Origin of the sequence: Mycobacterium gordonae (genome assembly GCF_001417955.2) — a bacterium.
GTDB classification, from domain to species: domain Bacteria; phylum Actinomycetota; class Actinomycetes; order Mycobacteriales; family Mycobacteriaceae; genus Mycobacterium; species Mycobacterium gordonae_B.
Genome location: NZ_LKTM01000068.1, coordinates 49,919 through 67,288 on the forward strand (window position 1 = coordinate 49,919; position 17,370 = coordinate 67,288).

Sequence of the window (17,370 nt, forward strand, 5' to 3'; positions counted from 1 at the left end):
TCCGTGCCAGGATGGGCACTGTGAGTGACATGCGGGTACTGGCGGTAGCCAACCAGAAGGGCGGTGTGGCCAAGACGACGACGGTCGCTTCCCTCGGTGCGGCGATGGTGGACGAGGGAAAACGAGTGCTGCTCGTCGATCTGGACCCCCAGGGGTGTCTGACCTTCTCGTTGGGCCAGGATCCGGACAAGCTGCCCGTCTCCGTCCATGAGGTGCTGCTCGGCGACGTCGAACCGAGCGCCGCGCTGGTGACGACGGACGAGGGAATGACGTTGCTGCCGGCCAACATTGACCTTGCGGGTGCTGAGGCGATGCTGCTGATGCGGGCCGGACGCGAGTACGCCCTCAAGCGGGCGCTGGCCAAGCTCGCCGACGATTTCGACGTGGTGATCATCGACTGCCCGCCTTCGCTTGGGGTGCTCACGCTCAACGGGCTGACCGCCGCGGACGAGGTCATCGTGCCGCTGCAGTGCGAGACGCTGGCGCACCGCGGGGTGGGTCAGTTCCTGCGCACCGTGGCCGACGTCCAGCAGATCACCAATCCGAATCTGCGGTTGCTGGGGGCCCTTCCGACGCTCTACGACTCGCGGACCACTCACACCCGCGACGTGCTGCTCGACGTCGCCGATCGCTACGAGCTGCCGGTGCTGGCGCCGCCGATTCCGCGAACGGTGCGCTTCGCCGAGGCCAGCGCGTCGGGATCGTCGGTGCTGGCGGGCCGCAAGAACAAGGGGGCGCTGGCCTATCGGGACCTGGCCAAGGCGCTGCTCAAGCACTGGAAGACCGGCAAGGCGCTGCCGACCTTCGCAGTGGAGTACTAATTCCCCGCGAGCAGACACAAAATCGCCTCGGAGCGCACGCTCCCGGGTGATTTCGTGTCTGCTCGCGCAGGTGAGTCAGCCCAGCGCCACCAAGGTGTCGCCGCGCTGCTCGAGCACCCGCGAGCCTGACACCGCCGGGATCACCGCGGTACTGATCGGCTGCCGCTCCACCGGGATATAGCGGCTGGCCTCGCCGTTCACCGGGTCGTACACCCCGAGCGCACCGGTCACCGGCACCAGCAGCTGACCGGCCATCATCACCCCCGGGCCGAGCGGGGCGGCGGTCTCGCCGGCCGCGATCGTGTAGCGGGCGGTCAGAGTCGTCGCGTCCAGCACCAGCAGCGCGTCACCGGTCCACCAGGTGATCAGGTTCCCGGTATTGGAGACCACCGACGACGCCGAGGGCGGGCCGGTCAACAGCGTGCTCGACACCGTGGTGCCGGTTTCGTCGACCACGTCGAGGCGCGGTTGCGGTGTCGGCAGGTACACCGCGGCGCGGTTCTGGGAGACCAATACCACCCGTGCGCCGGTGCCGGGGCGCACCCCGGATTCCTGAACCACCTGCTGTTGCGGCTCGTCGTCCTCCTTGCCGGGTCGCAGCAGGATCAGCTTCAGGTCGGCTTGGTTCGCGCAGGCCTCGAGCACCGCCACCGAGGACGAACTGGCTGCCGCAGATTCCAGGGTGCAACCCGAGTGCAGGCCCCGGTTCACCGGCTTCACGCGGGCGTCGGTCTCGCCGTAGGCCATCATCCGGACCATGTCCGAGCGCCACATCTCCAGCCGGGTGTCGCCCGCCGACAGCACGGTGGTGCCGTCCGAGGACAGACGCACCGCCGGATCGGCGTAGCTGCTGCGGGCCGGGCCACGGCGCCCGGTTGATCCCTCGATGGTGCTGACCTGACCGCAGCCCCGGTCGTCCTTATAGACGGCGACTGCGTAGTGGTAAACCCAGGTCACCCCGCACAGGTCGGTATCGCGCGAGTAACTCCACTGGACCTGACCCGTGCCGGGGTCGCGGCCCTGGACCTCGCGACCATTGCCGGTGGCGATGGTGCCGCCCACCACGACGGGCACCCGGGTGGCCGGGCTGGGGGTGGTCCAGAGCTGGTGCAGCGCAGCCGGAACGTCGCGGGCCTGGGTAGCGGTGGGCGCGGGTGTCGCGGCCGGCCGACTGATGGTGGCCCGGGCGTCACTCGTCCACCAGATGAGCGAGGCGGCTACCGCGACGACGACCGCGATGGCCGCGGCGGCCGCAATGTCGGTCTTGGTGCGGCGCTCGGGTCGGACCACGGAAGTGAGTATGCCGTCAGTTGGTCACCGCGGCGGCATCCGCCGGCTTGCGACGACGCCGACGACGCCGGCTGCTGCTGGGCGCGCCGGCAGCAGGTGCCGCATCCTCGGCGGGCGCGTCAGCGACTGCGGCCGCGTTCGCCTCGGGGTGGCCGGTGACCGGCTTGCCGCCGCGGGTGCGCTTGCGGCGGTCCGGGCGGCGGGCGGGGCGTTCGGAACTGCCGCTGCTGCTGGCCTCGCGACGCTTGACCGGGGCCTTGCGTGGCGTTCCCACGGTGCCACCGGCCTCGGCCGGGATGCCCAGTTCGGCGTACATGTGCGGTGAGTTGGAGTAGGTCTCGGCCGGGTCGGGGGAGCCCAGGCCCAGCGCCTTGTCGATCGTCGCCCAGCGTTCCAGCTCGTCCCAGTCCACCAGCGTGACCGCGATGCCGGTGCGACCGGCGCGGCCGGTGCGCCCGATCCGGTGGACGTACATCTTGTCGTCCTCGGGGCACTGGTAGTTGATGACGTGCGTGATGTCGTCGATGTCGATGCCGCGGGCGGCCACGTCGGTGGCGACCAACACGTTGATGTCACCTGAGCGGAACGCCTTGAGCGCCTTCTCGCGCGCGATCTGCCCGAGGTCGCCGTGCACGGCTCCGACCGCGAAACCGCGTTCCTGCAGCTCGTCGGCGACCTTCTGAGCGGTCCGCTTGGTGCGGGTGAAGATCATCGTCGCGCCGCGATCGCGGGCCTGCAGGATCCGGGTGACCAGTTCCACCTTGTCCAGGGCGTGGGCGCGGTAGACGAACTGCTCGGTGGTGTCGTGCACCGCCAGCGAGTGCGGGGCCTCGGCGCGGATGTGGGTGGGCTGAACCATGAAGGTGCGGGCCAGGGTGATGATCGGGTCCGGCATGGTCGCGGAGAACAGCATCGACTGCCGGTCGGCGGGAATCTGGCGCAGGATGCGCTCGATGTCGGGAAGGAAGCCCAGGTCGAGCATCTCGTCGGCCTCGTCGAGCACCAGCACCGACAACCCGCCCAACTGCAGGTGGCCCTGCTGGCACAGGTCGAGCAGCCGGCCGGGGGTCCCCACCACGACGTCGACGCCCTTGTGCAGCGCTTCGATCTGCGGCTCGTAGGCGCGGCCGCCGTAGATGGCAAGGACCGACAGCGGCCGCTGGGCGCCGTCTTCGTTCGTGGCCTTGAGATATTTGGCTGCGGTGGCCAGGTCATCGTTGACCTGCAGGCACAGCTCGCGGGTCGGTACCACGACCAGGGCCCGCGGTGCGCCGGTCAGCGGCCGCGTCGCGGTCTCGGAGGTGATGCGCTGCAGCAGCGGTACGCCGAAGCCGAAGGTTTTGCCCATGCCGGTGCGGGCCTGGCCGATGACGTCCTCGCCGGCGAGCGCGAGCGGAAGGGTGAGCTCCTGGATAGCAAACGGGGTTTCGATGCCCTTTTCGGCCAGTGCGCTGACGATTTCGTCGCGGACTCCAAGGCTGGCAAAGGTCAGTGGGGTAGTGCTTTTAAGTGCGGTCATACGCGGGGTAAGAGCCTTTCGGTGACAGTAATCGAGTTTTGAGTCGGTACTTCGTCTGTGTCGCGGTTCGCGCGCACGATTTCCGACTCCGATTACGTCGCCGAGGCCCGCTGGAAAGATCGGGGCGGGCCAGTTGCGTGCACGCACATTTCTTTGGGCAGCAGCAGCACAGATTCAGCCACTACCTACAAGCATGGTACCTGGTCGCCCAGCGGGCACCCATGTTCCGTTAATCCTGCCGACTAAAGTGTCACCATGCCTTCGCCATCCTCCGCTGACTCCTACGACGAGGCGGCCGATTCGCCCAGGCCACAACTGCCGGCGGATCATCCCGGCGTCAACGAACTGTTCGCGCTGCTCGCATATGGCGAGGTGGCAGCGTTCTACCGGTTGACCGAAGAGGCGCGAATGGCCCCGAATCTGCGCGGGCGGATCTCGATGGCCAGCATCGCCGCCGCCGAGATGAACCACTACGAGCTGCTGCGGGACGCCCTGGAACAACGTGGTGTGGACGTGGTGCCGGCGATGTCCAAGTACGTTTCGGCGCTGGAAAATTACCACCGGCTGACTACTCCGAGTACCTGGTTGGAAGCCTTGGTGAAGACGTATGTCGGTGACGCGCTGGCCGCCGACCTGTACCTGGAGATCGCCGACGGGTTGCCCGACGAGGTCGCCGACGTGGTGCGCGCGGCGCTGTCCGAGACGGGTCACTCCCAGTTCGTCGTCGCCGAAGTTCGGGCGGCGGTGACGTCCAGCGGCAAACAGCGCAGCCGGCTGGCGCTGTGGTCGCGCCGACTGCTCGGCGAAGCCATCACCCAGGCGCAATTCCTGCTCGCCGACCACGACGAACTGGTGGATCTGGTGGTCTCCGGGACGGGCGGCCTGGGGCAGCTCGGCGCGTTCTTCGAACGGCTACAGCACACCCACGACAGCCGGATGCGCGAACTGGGCCTGGCCTAGCGAGTGCAGGTCGCCAGGGCGGAGTTGCTGGTCGACGCCTTCACCAGCTGGCCCTGTGCGTTGACGATCGAGCAGTTCAGCTGCCCGTAGATGCTGGTCGCGATCACCGATTCGGTCTGCACGCCCGGATTGAGCACGACGACCTTCGTCCAGGGCAGCGCGACGTTGAACTCGGTCACCGGGAAGCCGCGCGCATCGGTGTAGGCGATGTTGACCAGATCGAAGAGCTGCTTGGTGCCCGTCACGCTGTAGACGACGGCGCGTGGGTTGAGCGTCGCACCCGGAGGGGCGGCCGTCGGGGCCGGGGCCGCGTTCGGAAGCCGGGTGGGCGGCACCGCCGTCTTGGTGGGCGCGTCACTGGGCGCGATGGTGGTGACCGTCTCCGGGGGGAGCGCGGCGCGGGACGAGGTGGGCGGGGCACTTGTGGTCGCGCTGGGTGGCGCACTCGATCTGGGCGACGTGACAGCCGTCCTGGGGGGTGTCACTCCGACGGTGGCCTTTGTGGTGGCGCTGTCGCCGCTGTTGATGATCACCGCGGTGGCGATGGCGCCGATCGCCACGACGGCGCCCAGGAGCAGGGCGATCGGACGCCAGCGGCGGTCGGCGGGCCAGGCCCATTCCTCGTCGGTTTCGTAGTCGGGCTCGTCCCAGCTGTCCGTCTCCGGATCGTCGTCGAAGTCCCGCGGGTAACTTTCCGCGCGAACTTCATCACCCGGGAACTCTTCGAGGTCTCGGACGATGTCGTAGAGGGTGTCACGGATGTTACTGATGGTGCCGATGTTAATGACGCCGGCTGTCTGGAACGGGGTTCCAGCGGGTGCCTAAACCGAATCGTGACGGGTTTGTTCACTAACCGCGAACTCCCGGTTCGGGGGCGGGGCGCTATGCGCGTCCGGACCGTCTACTAGCCTGCTGCACAGACGCCTGCGATGAAAACGCCAACGGAAGGGGCCCCCGTGGAGGTCAAGATCGGTATCACGGACAGTCCGCGCGAGCTGGTGTTCTCCAGTACGCAGACGCCCGCTGAGGTCGAAGAACTCGTCGGAGCCGCGCTGCGCGACGACGCTGGTCTGCTGAGCCTGAATGACGAGCGCGGCCGGCGCTTTCTGATCAACTCGGCCAAGATCGCCTACGTCGAGATCGGTGTCGCGGACGCACGCCGCGTGGGATTCGGGGTCGGAGCCGAAGCCGTCGCCGCCAAAGCTGCCAAGGGTTAGGAACGGGCGAGCGGCACGTGCGACAGGCCGCCCCAGGCGAACTGCACGGTGCCCTCGACCGCGTCGGACTTCGAGATCGGGCGATCCGAGTCCAGCCAGTACCGGGCGCAGTCGACGCTCATGCCGACCAACCCGACCGCGATCATTCTGGCGCGGTGCGGGTCCAGGCCGGAGTCTTCGGCGATGAGGGCGAAGACGGCGTCGATGCACGATTCGGTGGCCGCCCGCACCTGCGCGGCGACCTCGGGCTCGGTGACGTAGTCATTCTCGAAGATCAGCCGGTAGCCCTGGCTGTCGTGCTCGATGAAGTCGAAGAAGGCCTGCACCGCAGAGTGCAGCCGGCGCCGGTTGTCGGTGGTGCGGCCCAGCGCTTGCTGGACGCCGCTGACCAGGTTCTCCACGTGCCGATTGAGCACTGCCAGATACAGCTCCAGCTTGCTCGAAAAGTGTTGGTAGAGAACCGGTTTGCTCACCCCGGCGCGGTCGGCGATCTCATCCATCCCGGCGGCGTGGTAGCCGCTCTCCACGAAGACGTCGCTGGCGACGGTCAGCAGCTGGCCGCGACGCTCGTCGCGCGGCAACCGGTTACCCCGGCGGTTGGAGACCGGAGCGCCTTCAATCGGCCGAACGCCGTCGGCTGATCTGACGGCACGTCGCTGCACCGTCTTGGCTAGCTCGCTCATCGTCCTCAATCTGATCGCTTCGGCCGGCGACCGTTCAGGCCATTCCCCCCGGCCGCCCTTGTCTTGCCATGACCTTACTACCTGCGGACTCGCTGGGGTGTGAGGTCGATGTGAAGCAGGTCCGCGCGTTTTTTCGGGCGCGCCAGGGCTGGTTGCCCGTAGCGACTGTGCCATCCTGGGAAAATGACGTCCCAGTGGCCGCCCCACGGTCCCGGTCGCGCGCCCGTGCTGCGTGACGACTGGCGTGAGCCGCTACGCGCCCAGCGCGACCCACTCGGCCAGAGTGCCGGGCGCGTTCGCGCGGACCGGGACCGGCCGCGCCAATGGCGCAAGCAGACCTGGCTGGGACGATTCGTGTCGACCTACGGCTGGCGGGCCTATGCGCTGCCCCTGCTGACGGTGCTCACCCTGGTCGTCGTCTACCAGACGGTGACCGGGACGAGCACACCCAAGCCGGCTGCCCATGCGACGCACCAGGAACCGCCCACCATCGGGGCGGTGGGCACGTCGATCCTCGACACCCCGCCGCGCGGCCTGGTCGCCTTCGATGCGAACCTGCCGGCCGGAACGCTGCCCGACGGCGGGCCCTACACCGAGGCCGGCGACAAGACCTACCGCGTCATCCCCGGCACCACCCCGCAAATCGGCCAGGGCACCAGCAAGGTCTTCCGCTACACCATCGAGATCGAGAACGGTGTGGACCCGAACATGTACGGCGGCGACAACGCGTTCGCGCAGATGGTCGACATGACGCTGGCCAATCCCAAGGGCTGGACCCACAACCCGCAGTTCGCCTTCGTCCGGATCGATAACGGCAAACCGGATTTTCGCATTTCGCTGGTCTCACCGGTGTCGGTGCGCGAGGGCTGCGGTTACGAATTCCGGCTCGAAACATCCTGCTATAACCCGTCTTTCGGGTCCGATCGGCAGTCTCGGGTCTTCATCAACGAGGCGCGCTGGATCCGCGGAGCCGTTCCGTTCGAGGGCGACATCGGCTCGTATCGGCAGTACGTGATCAACCACGAAGTGGGCCACGCCATCGGGTACGTGAAACACGAGCCGTGCGACCAGCAGGGCGCCCTGGCGCCGGTGATGATGCAGCAGACGTTCTCCACGTCCAATGACGACGGGGCGAAGTTCGACCCCGATCAGGTGAAGGCCGACGGCAAGACGTGCCGGTTCAATCCCTGGCCATTCCCCATCGCCTAGTTTCTCAGCGCGAGCAGACGCGAAATCGCACTGTTTCGTGCCGAAAAGTGCGACTTCGCGTCTGCTCGCCGGCGGGGTGATCGCCTAACCTCGATTATGTGACGTCACCGCTGCCGCCGCTTGTAGAACCCGCCGCCACCCTCAGCCGTGAGGAGGTGGCCCGGTACAGCCGCCACCTGATCATTCCGGACCTGGGTGTGGACGGTCAGAAGCGGTTGAAGAATGCGCGCGTGCTGGTGATCGGCGCGGGGGGTCTGGGATCGCCGACGCTGCTGTATCTGGCGGCCGCCGGCGTCGGCACCATCGGAATCGTCGACTTCGACATCGTCGACGAGTCCAACCTGCAGCGTCAGATCATCCACGGCACGGCCGATGTCGGACGGTCCAAGGCGCAGTCGGCGCGCGACTCGATCGTGGCGATCAATCCGTTGATCGAGGTGCGGCTGCATGAGTTCCGGCTCGAGGCCGACAACGCGGTCGAGTTGTTCGGCGAGTACGACCTGATCCTCGACGGGACCGACAACTTCGCCACCCGGTACCTGGTCAACGACGCCGCGGTGCTGGCCGGCAAGCCGTACGTGTGGGGCTCGATCTACCGGTTCGAGGGCCAGGCCTCGGTGTTCTGGGAGGACGCGCCGAACGGACTGGGGCTGAACTACCGGGATCTGTATCCGGAGCCGCCGCCGCCGGGCATGGTGCCGTCGTGCGCCGAGGGTGGTGTGCTGGGCATCATCTGCGCCTCGATCGCGTCGGTCATGGGCACCGAGGCGATCAAGCTCATCACCGGGATCGGCGAGACGCTGCTGGGCCGCCTGATGATCTACGACGCGCTGGAAATGAGCTACCGCACCATCAGGATCCGCAAGGATCCGTCGACGCCGAAGATCACCGAATTGATCGATTACGAACAGTTCTGTGGCGTGGTCTCCGATGACGCCGCGGCCGCGGCCAGCGGATCGACCATCACTCCGCAGGAGTTGCGCGCGATGATGGACGCCGGAAAGAAGCTGGCCCTGATAGACGTCCGCGAGCAGGTCGAGTGGGACATCGTGCACATCGACGGGGCGCAGCTCGTGCCCAAGGGGCTGATCATCTCCGGTGAGGGTTTGGCGCAGCTGCCGCAGGACCGGGTGGCGGTGCTGTACTGCAAGAGCGGGGTGCGCTCGGCGGAGGCGCTGGCCGCGGTGAAGCAGGCCGGATTCGCCGACGCGGTGCACTTGCAGGGCGGGATCCTGGCCTGGGCCGCGCAGATGCAGCCCGACATGGTCGTGTACTGACTCCGACGCGGCTCTGCCCTCGATTAGGCTGACCGCTGTGACTGACGAGCCGCCGCCCGAGCATGTGCTGGCGGCGTTCGGTTTGACCGGAGTCCAGCCCGCGGCCCTCGGCGCCGCCTGGGAAGGCGGCTGGAGATGCGGCGAAGTGGTGTTGTCGATGGTGGCCGACAACGCCCGCGCCACCTGGTCGGCCCGGGTGCGGGAAACCTTGTTCGTCGACGGTGTGCGGCTGGCCCGCCCGGTCCGTTCCACCGACGGCCGCTACGTGGTGTCCGGGTGGCGGGCGGACACGTTCGTCGCGGGTGCCCCCGAGGCCCGGCACGACGAAGTGGTCTCGGCCGCGGTTCGCCTGCATGAGGCCACCGGCAAACTCGAGCGCCCGCGATTCCTGACCCAGGGACCCACCGCGCCGTGGGCCGACGTCGATGTCTTCATCGCCGCCGACCGCGCCGCCTGGGAGGAACGGCCCCTGCAGTCGGTGCCTCCCGGCGCACGGACGGCGCCGCCGTCTGCCGATGCCGAGCGTTCGGTCGAATTGATCAATCAGCTTGCGACGCTGCGCAAGCCGACCCGCAGTCCCAACCAGCTGGTGCACGGAGACCTCTACGGGACCGTGCTCTTCGCCGGCACCGCACCCCCCGGCATCACCGACATCACCCCGTACTGGCGGCCGGCGTCGTGGGCGGCCGGCGTGGTGGTCGTCGACGCCCTGTCGTGGGGCGAGGCCGACGACGGCCTCATCGAACGGTGGAGTGCGTTGCCGGAGTGGTCACAGATGTTGTTGCGCGCGTTGATGTTCCGGCTGGCCGTGCATGCGCTGCACCCGCGGTCCACCGCCGAGGCGTTTCCGGGCCTGGCCCGCACCGCGGCAATGGTCAGGATGATTCTCTAGGCATCGAATTCGTGGCGGACCTCGCTCAGCGCGATCCGTCCGTCGACCGCCAGCACCCCCTCCGCGCGCAACAACTCCAGCTGCCGGGAGGTCAGATGCGCGGCGGGTCGCCCCGACGCCGTGATCACCCGGTGCCAGGGCAGGTCAGCGGAGTCGGTGCGCATGATCCAGCCGACGATCCGCGGACTGGAAAGCCCTGCCGCAGAAGCGATGTCGCCATAGGTGGCCACTCGGCCGGACGGGATGGCCGCGACCAGCGAACGCACCCGCTCGACCTGCTCGTCGGTCACCGCGGCCATGACTACCGCGCGTTCAAGCGCTTACGTACCAGTGCGGCAACGTCATCGGGCTTGGCGTGCGGCACCATGTGGTCACATTCGTAGTCCAGCAGCTCGAAATCCTCACCCAGCCGTTCCCGCAGTCCCGCGACCAACTCCGCGCTGACATACGGTGGTGACGTCCAGGCGGCCCGCACCAGCGTCGTGGGCATCCCGGCCGGCGGCAGCACGACATCGCGCGCCAGCTCACTCCAGTAGGACATCATCGCGGGCAGGCTGATCCGCCAGCCGTACCGCCCATTGGGCAGCTGGATCAGGTGCTCATCGACATCGGCATCGAGCACCGCCGGATCCACGTCCGCCCACACCCCGCCGCCCTTCTCCTGGCGGGCCTCGGAGCGCTCGGCATAGTCGGGGGAGGCGAACATCGCCTCTGCGATCTCGGCCATCCACTGCCCGTCCAAGCCGATCGCCGGATCGAGCAGCAGCAGCGACGACACCAGTTGGGGCCGGGCCGCCGCCAGATGCATTGCCACCGCAGACCCGAACGAATGCCCCACCACCAGCGCCGGAGCGTCGGTTTCGGCCTCGAGCAGGGACGCAAGCGCGGCGACGTTGGCCTCGATGGTCCACGGTGCGGCCCATGACGACCGGCCGTGCCCGATCAGATCGGGCGCGGCCACGGTGATCTCGGGAACGTAGTCCGCGAAGTGCTGCCAGCGCTGACCGTGACCGGTCAAGCCGTGCAACGCCAGCAACTGGATCGGGCCGGACGGGCCGAAGCGGTGCACATGAAGGGTCACGCTTCGATGATGCCAGTCCGCGTCCGGCCTGGTCGCGGCAACTTGTCGGAGCCTGGTGATTGCATACGGGCTATGGCATGGCAGTGGGGTCGCGAGGCGGGCGAGGTTCTGCAGCCCGGTTCGCGTGGGCAGGTGCGCATCCTCGGTGGACCCGGAACCGGCAAGAGCGCCTTGCTCGTCGACGCCGCGATCGCCCACATCGCCGCGGGTGTGCCACCGGAATCTGTTCTGCTGCTGAGTGGTTCGGGCCGGGTCGGGATGCGTGAGCGCAGCGCGCTGACGAGGGCGCTATTGGGATCGAGTCGGGCGGCGGCCGTACGTGAACCGTTGGTTCGCACGCTGCACAGCTACGCCTACGCCGTGCTGCGGCGCGCCGCGGAACGGGCCGGCGACCCGCCGCCGCGGCTGCTCACCAGCGCCGAACAAGATGCCATCATCAGGGAACTGCTGGCCGGTGACGCCGAGGACGGAGACCGTTGGCCCGAGCATCTGCTGCCCGCGCTGAGCACGGCGGGATTTGCCAACGAGCTGCGAAACCTGTTGGCGCGCTGCGCGGAACGCGGCCTCGACCCCCAGCAGCTGGAACGGCTGGGGCGACGCTGTGGGCGCCCGGAGTGGGCCGCGGCCGGTCGGTTCGCCGGGCAGTACGAACAGGTCATGCTGCTGCGCGCGGCCGTCGGTACGGCGGCGCCGCAGGCGACGGCGCCGGCCCTGGCCGCCGCCGAACTGGTCGGCGCCGCGCTGGAAAGCCTCGCGGTCGACCCTGAGTTGCTGGCCGCTGAACGTGCCCGGATCCGGGTGCTCCTGGTCGACGATGCCCAGCAACTCGATCCGCAGGCGGCGCAACTGGTTCGGGTGCTGGCGGCCGGCGCCGAAACAGCTCTGATCGCGGGCGACCCGAACCAGGCGGTCTTCGGCTTCCGGGGAGGTGAGCCGGACGCGCTGCTCGATGTCGACGGCCCCTCGGTGACCCTGACGGAGTCCCACCGATGCGGGCCTGCCGTCGCCCGCGCAGTCAGCGGCATCGCCGGCCGACTTCCCGGCACCAGCGCCGGCAGGCGTATCGAGAGCACCGGAACCGAGCAGGGCGCCGTCACGGCGCGCCTGGCCGCATCGGCACATGCGGAGGCCGCGCTGATCGCCGACACCCTGCGGCGCGCGCATCTCGTCGACGGCGTGCCGTGGTCGCAGATGGCGGTGATTGTCCGGTCGGTGCCACGCGCCGGCGCCCGGTTGCCGCGCGCCCTTGCCGCCGCCGGCGTCCCGGTCGCGCTACCGGCAACCGGCGGGTCGCTGTCCCAGGAGCCGGCGGCCCGCACGCTGCTCACCGTCCTTGCCGCCACGGCCGACGGGCTGGACGGTGATCAGGCGCTGGCGCTGCTGTCCGGGCCGATCGGCCGGGTGGACCCGGTCGCACTGCGCCAGCTGCGCAGGGCTCTGCGGCGCGGTCGGCCGGACAGCTTCACCGACCTGCTGGTGGAGACGCTCACCGGGGACGAGCCGCTGTCCGGCCCGCAGTCCAGTGCGTTGCGACGGGTGCGCGCGGTGTTGGCCGCCGCCGCCCGGTGTCACCGCGACGGGCAAGACCCGCGCTACACACTGTGGGCGGCGTGGCACCGTAGTGGCCTGCAGCGGCGATGGCTGGCCGCGATCGAGCGCGGTGGCCCGGCGGCGGCCCAGGCCACCCGGGACCTCGAGGTGGTGACGGAGTTGTTCGACGTCACCGACGCCTATGTCTCGCGCACGTCGGGGGCGTCGCTGCGCGGACTCGTCGAGCACGTCGAAGCGCTGCAACTACCGCCCGCCAGCCGCGACGCGGGTTGCCAGACCCAGCAGGTCAAGGTGCTCAGCGCGCATGCGGCGCTGGGCCAGGAGTGGGATGTGGTGGTCATCGCCGGTTTGCAGGAGGGATTGTGGCCAAACACAATTCCGCGCGGCGGTGTGCTGGCCACCCAGCGGCTTCTCGACGAACTCGACGGCGTCAGCGGTGATGCGTCGGTCCGGGCGCCGCTGCTGGCCGAGGAACGCCGGCTGCTGGTTGCCGCGATGGGCCGGGCCCGACACAAGCTGTTGGTGACGGCAGTCGACAGCGACACCGGTGGCAGCGGGGGAGAAGCCGCGCTGCCGTCGCCGTTCTTTTCCGAGATCGCGCAATTCGATGACGACGAAACGCTGGTGGCGCAACCGGTCAGCGCACCGCGCCTGCTGTCGACCGCGGCGGTGGTGGGCCGGTTGCGGTCGGTGGTGTGTGCGCCCGACGGCGCGGTGGAGGACGACGCCCGCGCCTGTGCCGCAAGGCAATTGGCGCGCCTGGCCGAGGCCGGGGTGCCCGGAGCCGATCCTTCCGCATGGCACGGTTTGGTCCCGGTCAGCAGCAGCGCTCCGTTGTGCGGTAGCGACGACGTCGTCACTCTGACGCCGTCGACCCTGCAGACGCTGACCGACTGCCCGCTGCGCTGGCTGGCCGAGCGGCACGGCGGAACCAACCCACGCGAACTACGTTCGACGATCGGTTCTGTGGTGCACGCGCTGATCGCCGAACCAGGCAGGACGGAATCGCAGCTGTTGGCCGACCTGGAGCGGGCGTGGCGCCACCTCCCGTTCGACGCTGACTGGCATTCGGCCAACGAACTGAGCCGGCACCGCGCCATGATTGCCGCGTTCGTCGAGTGGCGTGCGCAGACGCGTGCCGAACTGACCGAGGTCGGAGTCGAAATCGGCGTCGACGGCGTCCTGGAGACACCACGCAGCGACGGCGGGCAGGTCCGGTTGCGCGGCCGGGTCGACCGTCTGGAACGCGACGCCGAAGGGCGGCTGGTGATCGTCGATGTCAAGACCGGAAAGACGCCGGTCAGCAAGGACGACGCGCAGCAGCACGCCCAGCTGGCGATGTATCAACTCGCCGTCGCCGAAGGCATGATCGCCGCCTTCCAAGCCGGACCAGACGAGCCCGGCGGAGCGCGGCTGGTCTATCCCGGCAAGACCGGCGCGTCCGGCGCCGCCCAACGCGAGCAGGATCCGCTCACCCCGCAGGCCCACGAGCATTGGCGCAACCTGATCAGACAGGCCGCTGAGGCGACCGCCGGCCCGGAGTTCATCGCCCGGCGCAACGACGGCTGTTCACACTGCCCGCTGCGGCAGTCGTGCCCCGCCCACGACGGGTGCGCCTCATGACTCCGCGCTACAGCCCGGCTGAATTAGCCGATGCGCTGGGCGTCTTCCCGCCCACCGAGGAACAGGCCGCGGTGATCGCCGCACCGCCGGGCCCGCTGGTGGTCATTGCGGGCGCGGGAGCCGGTAAGACCGAGACCATGGCCGCGCGCGTCGTCTGGCTGGTCGCCAACGGCTATGCCGAGCCCGGCCAGGTGCTCGGATTGACCTTCACCCGCAAGGCCGCCGGCCAGCTGTTGCGCCGGGTGCGGTCGCGGCTGGCGCGCCTGTCCGGCGCGGGGGTGGGGCCGGGCGAAGGTACGCCGGCGGTCAGCACGTACCACGCCTTCGCCGGTTCGTTGTTGCGGGAATCCGGGCTGCTGCTGCCCGTGGAACCCGACACCAGGTTGCTCACTGAGACCGAACTGTGGCAGCTGGCATTCGATGTGGTCAACGGCTACCAGAGCCCGCTGGAGACCGACAAGACCCCGGCCGCGGTCACTGCCCTGGTGCTGCGGCTGTGGGGCCAGCTCACCGAACATCTCGTCAACACCGACCAGCTGCGCGACACTCACGTGGAGCTGGAAAGGCTGGTGCACACCCTGCCCGCCGGGCCGGGTCAGCGCGACCGCGGTCCCAACCAGTCGCTGCTGCGCATGCTGACCACCCAGACGCAGCGCGCCGAGCTGGTGCCGTTGCTGGATGCGCTGGCCGAACGCATGCGCGCGGAGAAGGTGATGGACTTCGGCATGCAGATGGCCTCGGCGGCGCGGCTTGCGGCGACGTTCCCGCAAGTGGGCAAGGACCTACGGAGCCGCTACCGGGTGGTGTTGCTCGATGAGTACCAGGACACCGGACATTCCCAGCGCATCGCTCTGTCGTCGCTGTTCGGTGGCGGGGTCGACGATGAGCTGGCGCTGACGGCGGTCGGTGACCCGATCCAATCGATCTACGGCTGGCGCGGCGCCTCGGCGACCAACCTGCCGCGGTTCACCACCGATTTTCCGCTGTCCGACGGATCCCCCGCACCGACGCTGGAGTTGCGGACCAGCTGGCGCAATCCCCCCACGACCTTGCACCTGGCAAACGCCATATCCGCCGAGGCCCGGCGGCGCTCGGTCGCCGTGCGTCCGCTGCGCCCGCGACCGGACGCCCCGCCGGGCACGGTCCGTTGCGCGCTGCTGCCCGACGTGGAGGCCGAGCGGGACTGGATCGCCGACCATCTGCAGGAGCATTACCGCCAGGCCGACGACGAGGGGGTCGCCCCGCCGACGGCCGCGGTCCTGGTGCGTCGCAACGCCGACGCCGCTCCGATCGCCGATGCGCTGCGCGCCCGCGGACTGCCGGTGGAGGTCGTCGGGCTGGCGGGCCTGCTGTCGGTTCCGGAGGTCGCCGACGTCGTCGCCATGCTGCGCCTGGTCGCCGACCCGACCGCCGGTGCGGCAGCGATGCGGGTGCTCAGCGGTGCGCGTTGGCGCCTCGGCGGCCGCGATATCGCCGCACTGTGGCGGCGCGCCCAGAATCTGGGCAGTGTTCAGCGCGCAAGCGAACCCCTCTCGGCCGAGTCGGTCGCGCAAGCGGCCGGTCCCGACGCCGACGTCACCTGCCTGGCCGACGCCGTCTCCGACCCTGGCCCGTCCGAGGACTACTCGCCGGCCGGCTATCAGCGGATCACCGCTCTGGCCGCCGAACTGACCGCGCTGCGGGGGCACCTGGGCTACTCCCTGCCCGACCTGGTCGCCGAGGTGCGTCGTGTCCTGGGGGTCGACTGCGAGGTCCGGGCCACCGCCACCGGGCAATGGTCGGGCGCCGAACATCTCGACGCCTTCGCCGATGAGGTCATCGGCTACGCCGAGCGGGCCGGGACGGTGGCCAAGGCCTCGGTGGCCGGCCTGCTCGCCTACCTGGACGTCGCCGCGGAGCGGGAGAACGGTCTGACGCCCGCACAGCCGATCGCCGCCCGCGACCGCGTGCAGGTGCTCACGGTGCACGCCGCCAAGGGCCTGGAATGGCATGTGGTGGCGGTGGCGCACCTGTCGGGTGGGACATTTCCCTCCAACGCTGCGCGAAGCAGCTGGCTCACCGATGCCGGCGAGCTGCCGCCGCTGCTGCGCGGTGATCGCGCCGCGGCCGGCGCGCTCGGCATCCCGGTCCTGGACACCTCGGCCGTCACCAACCGAAAGCAGTTGTCGGACAAGATCTCCGAGCACCGCTCCCAGCTCGACCAGCGACGTGTCGATGAGGAACGCCGCCTGCTCTACGTCGGTGTCACCCGGGCCGAGGACACCTTGCTGGTATCCGGTCACCATTGGGGCGCCACCGGCATCGAGCCGCGCGGTCCGTCGGAGTTCCTGTGCGAGCTCAAGGACATCATCGAAGAATCCGGGCGGTCCGGCCGGCCCTGCGGCGTCGTCGAGCAGTGGGCCCAAGCGCCGGCCGACGGCGAGCGAAACCCGTTGCAGGACAATGTTATCGAAGCTGTCTGGCCCGTCGACCCGTTGTCGCGGCGGCGGGCCGACGTGGAGCGCGGTGCCATGTTGGTCACCAACGCCGAGACCAGAGCGAGTGACAGTACCGCCGACGTCGAAGGCTGGGCCGCCGATGTCGACGCACTGCTGGCCGAACGGGCGCGCGCGGCGCAGCCTCCCGAGCGCGCGCTGCCGAGCCAGCTGTCGGTCAGTGGCCTGGTGGAACTGGCCCGCGACCCTGACGCGGCGGCCCAACGGCTGATCTATCGACTCCCGACGCGCCCGGATCCACATGCGTTGCTGGGCAACGCCTTTCACTCCTGGGTGCAACAATTCTACGGAGCCGAGCTGCTGTTCGACCTGGGCGACCTGCCGGGCGCGGCGGACTCCGACGTGGGCGATCCGCAGGAGCTGGCCGCCCTGCAGCAGGCCTTCGCCGCATCACCGTGGGCGGCACGCACCCCGATCGCGGTCGAGGTGCCGTTCGAGATGCCGATGGGCGACACGGTGGTGCGCGGGCGCATCGACGCGGTGTTCGCCGACGCCGACGGGGGCGTCACCGTCGTGGACTGGAAGACCGGTGAGCCGCCGCGCGGCCTGCAATCCAGGCGGCACGCCGCCGTCCAACTGGCGGTGTACCGGTTGGCGTGGGCGGCGCTGCAGGGCTGCCCCGAATCGATGGTGCGCACCGCCTTCTACTACGTCCGCAGCGGAACCACCGTCGTGCCCGATGAGCTGCCCGATGCCGACGAGTTGACCACCTTGCTCGTCGACTCCGGTCGCCCCAGTCCCGCCTGATCGTG

The 17,370-nt window shown here is 69.3% G+C and carries 14 protein-coding genes; 8 read left to right on the plus strand and 6 right to left on the minus strand.

Annotated elements, in window-relative coordinates; genetic code table 11:
• The first annotated feature begins 20 nt into the window (after positions 1 to 20).
• Positions 21 to 821 carry a ParA family protein gene (locus tag AO501_RS08715; RefSeq protein WP_156452418.1) on the plus strand — a complete coding sequence of 267 codons (801 nt, stop codon included), beginning with the start codon at positions 21 to 23 and terminating at the stop codon, positions 819 to 821.
• A gap of 75 nt (positions 822 to 896) precedes the next feature.
• On the opposite strand, the gene AO501_RS08720 is transcribed toward AO501_RS08715, so the two are convergent.
• Both AO501_RS08720 and AO501_RS08725 read right to left on the minus strand, forming a co-directional pair.
• Positions 897 to 2,111 (minus strand): hypothetical protein, encoded by a 1,215-nt coding sequence (locus tag AO501_RS08720; RefSeq protein ID WP_055577345.1) that lies wholly within the window; start codon positions 2,109 to 2,111, stop codon positions 897 to 899.
• A 16-nt stretch (positions 2,112 to 2,127) separates the two neighbouring features.
• Positions 2,128 to 3,630, minus strand: a complete 1,503-nt coding sequence (locus AO501_RS08725; RefSeq protein ID WP_055577346.1) for a DEAD/DEAH box helicase — start codon at positions 3,628 to 3,630, stop codon at positions 2,128 to 2,130.
• Between the two features lie 255 nt (positions 3,631 to 3,885).
• On the opposite strand from AO501_RS08725, the gene AO501_RS08730 reads away from it, so the two are divergent.
• Positions 3,886 to 4,590: a ferritin-like fold-containing protein gene (locus AO501_RS08730; protein ID WP_055577347.1), complete on the plus strand. Its 705-nt coding sequence runs from the start codon at positions 3,886 to 3,888 to the stop codon at positions 4,588 to 4,590.
• On the opposite strand, the gene AO501_RS08735 is transcribed toward AO501_RS08730, so the two are convergent.
• Positions 4,587 to 5,330 carry an MmpS family transport accessory protein gene (locus AO501_RS08735; RefSeq protein WP_231752409.1) on the minus strand — a complete coding sequence of 248 codons (744 nt, stop codon included), beginning with the start codon at positions 5,328 to 5,330 and terminating at the stop codon, positions 4,587 to 4,589. The two genes, AO501_RS08730 and AO501_RS08735, sit on opposite strands and share 4 nt — an antisense overlap.
• A 216-nt stretch (positions 5,331 to 5,546) precedes the next feature.
• On the opposite strand from AO501_RS08735, the gene AO501_RS08740 reads away from it, so the two are divergent.
• On the plus strand, positions 5,547 to 5,807 hold the full coding sequence (locus AO501_RS08740; RefSeq protein WP_055577349.1) for a DUF3107 domain-containing protein: 261 nt from the start codon (positions 5,547 to 5,549) through the stop codon (positions 5,805 to 5,807).
• On the opposite strand, the gene AO501_RS08745 is transcribed toward AO501_RS08740, so the two are convergent.
• Positions 5,804 to 6,490 carry a TetR/AcrR family transcriptional regulator gene (locus AO501_RS08745; protein WP_055577350.1) on the minus strand — a complete coding sequence of 229 codons (687 nt, stop codon included), beginning with the start codon at positions 6,488 to 6,490 and terminating at the stop codon, positions 5,804 to 5,806. The genes AO501_RS08740 and AO501_RS08745 overlap by 4 nt on opposite strands.
• A gap of 183 nt (positions 6,491 to 6,673) precedes the next feature.
• Here AO501_RS08745 and AO501_RS08750 point away from each other — a divergent pair, with 183 nt between their 5' ends.
• The 3 genes from AO501_RS08750 (at position 6,674) to AO501_RS08760 (ending at position 9,868) form a co-directional block, all read left to right on the plus strand.
• A complete protein-coding gene (locus AO501_RS08750; protein WP_055577351.1) occupies positions 6,674 to 7,699 on the plus strand; it encodes a DUF3152 domain-containing protein in 1,026 nt (341 codons plus the stop codon).
• Between the two features lie 98 nt (positions 7,700 to 7,797).
• The gene (gene moeZ / locus AO501_RS08755) at positions 7,798 to 8,976 is read left to right on the plus strand and encodes an adenylyltransferase/sulfurtransferase MoeZ (RefSeq protein WP_055577352.1); all 1,179 of its coding nucleotides are present in this window, start codon (positions 7,798 to 7,800) and stop codon (positions 8,974 to 8,976) included.
• 37 nt (positions 8,977 to 9,013) lie between these two features.
• Positions 9,014 to 9,868 carry a TIGR02569 family protein gene (locus AO501_RS08760; protein WP_055577353.1) on the plus strand — a complete coding sequence of 285 codons (855 nt, stop codon included), beginning with the start codon at positions 9,014 to 9,016 and terminating at the stop codon, positions 9,866 to 9,868.
• Here AO501_RS08760 and AO501_RS08765 read toward each other — a convergent pair.
• Positions 9,865 to 10,167, minus strand: a complete 303-nt coding sequence (locus AO501_RS08765) for an MGMT family protein (protein ID WP_055577354.1) — start codon at positions 10,165 to 10,167, stop codon at positions 9,865 to 9,867. The two genes, AO501_RS08760 and AO501_RS08765, sit on opposite strands and share 4 nt — an antisense overlap.
• 2 nt (positions 10,168 to 10,169) lie before the next feature.
• Positions 10,170 to 10,949: an alpha/beta fold hydrolase gene (locus tag AO501_RS08770; protein WP_055577355.1), complete on the minus strand. Its 780-nt coding sequence runs from the start codon at positions 10,947 to 10,949 to the stop codon at positions 10,170 to 10,172.
• A gap of 72 nt (positions 10,950 to 11,021) precedes the next feature.
• On the opposite strand from AO501_RS08770, the gene AO501_RS08775 reads away from it, so the two are divergent.
• Together AO501_RS08775 and AO501_RS08780 are read left to right on the plus strand one after the other, a co-directional pair.
• Positions 11,022 to 14,123 (plus strand): ATP-dependent helicase, encoded by a 3,102-nt coding sequence (locus AO501_RS08775; RefSeq protein WP_055577356.1) that lies wholly within the window; start codon positions 11,022 to 11,024, stop codon positions 14,121 to 14,123.
• Positions 14,120 to 17,365, plus strand: a complete 3,246-nt coding sequence (locus AO501_RS08780) for an ATP-dependent helicase (RefSeq protein ID WP_055577357.1) — start codon at positions 14,120 to 14,122, stop codon at positions 17,363 to 17,365. Before AO501_RS08775 ends, AO501_RS08780 begins: the two co-directional genes overlap by 4 nt.
• The last annotated feature ends 5 nt before the right edge of the window (positions 17,366 to 17,370 follow it).

Excerpts from the sequence above, each read along its gene's own strand:
- AO501_RS08725 (WP_055577346.1), bottom strand. The coding sequence starts at position 3,630 with ATGACCGCACTTAAAAGCACTACCCCACTGACCTTTGCCAGCCTTGGA.
- AO501_RS08750 (WP_055577351.1), top strand. The coding sequence starts at position 6,674 with ATGACGTCCCAGTGGCCGCCCCACGGTCCCGGTCGCGCGCCCGTGCTG.
- AO501_RS08730 (WP_055577347.1), top strand. The coding sequence starts at position 3,886 with ATGCCTTCGCCATCCTCCGCTGACTCCTACGACGAGGCGGCCGATTCG.
- AO501_RS08765 (WP_055577354.1), bottom strand. The coding sequence starts at position 10,167 with ATGGCCGCGGTGACCGACGAGCAGGTCGAGCGGGTGCGTTCGCTGGTC.
- AO501_RS08745 (WP_055577350.1), bottom strand. The coding sequence starts at position 6,490 with ATGAGCGAGCTAGCCAAGACGGTGCAGCGACGTGCCGTCAGATCAGCC.
- AO501_RS08775 (WP_055577356.1), top strand. The coding sequence starts at position 11,022 with ATGGCATGGCAGTGGGGTCGCGAGGCGGGCGAGGTTCTGCAGCCCGGT.
- AO501_RS08780 (WP_055577357.1), top strand. The coding sequence starts at position 14,120 with ATGACTCCGCGCTACAGCCCGGCTGAATTAGCCGATGCGCTGGGCGTC.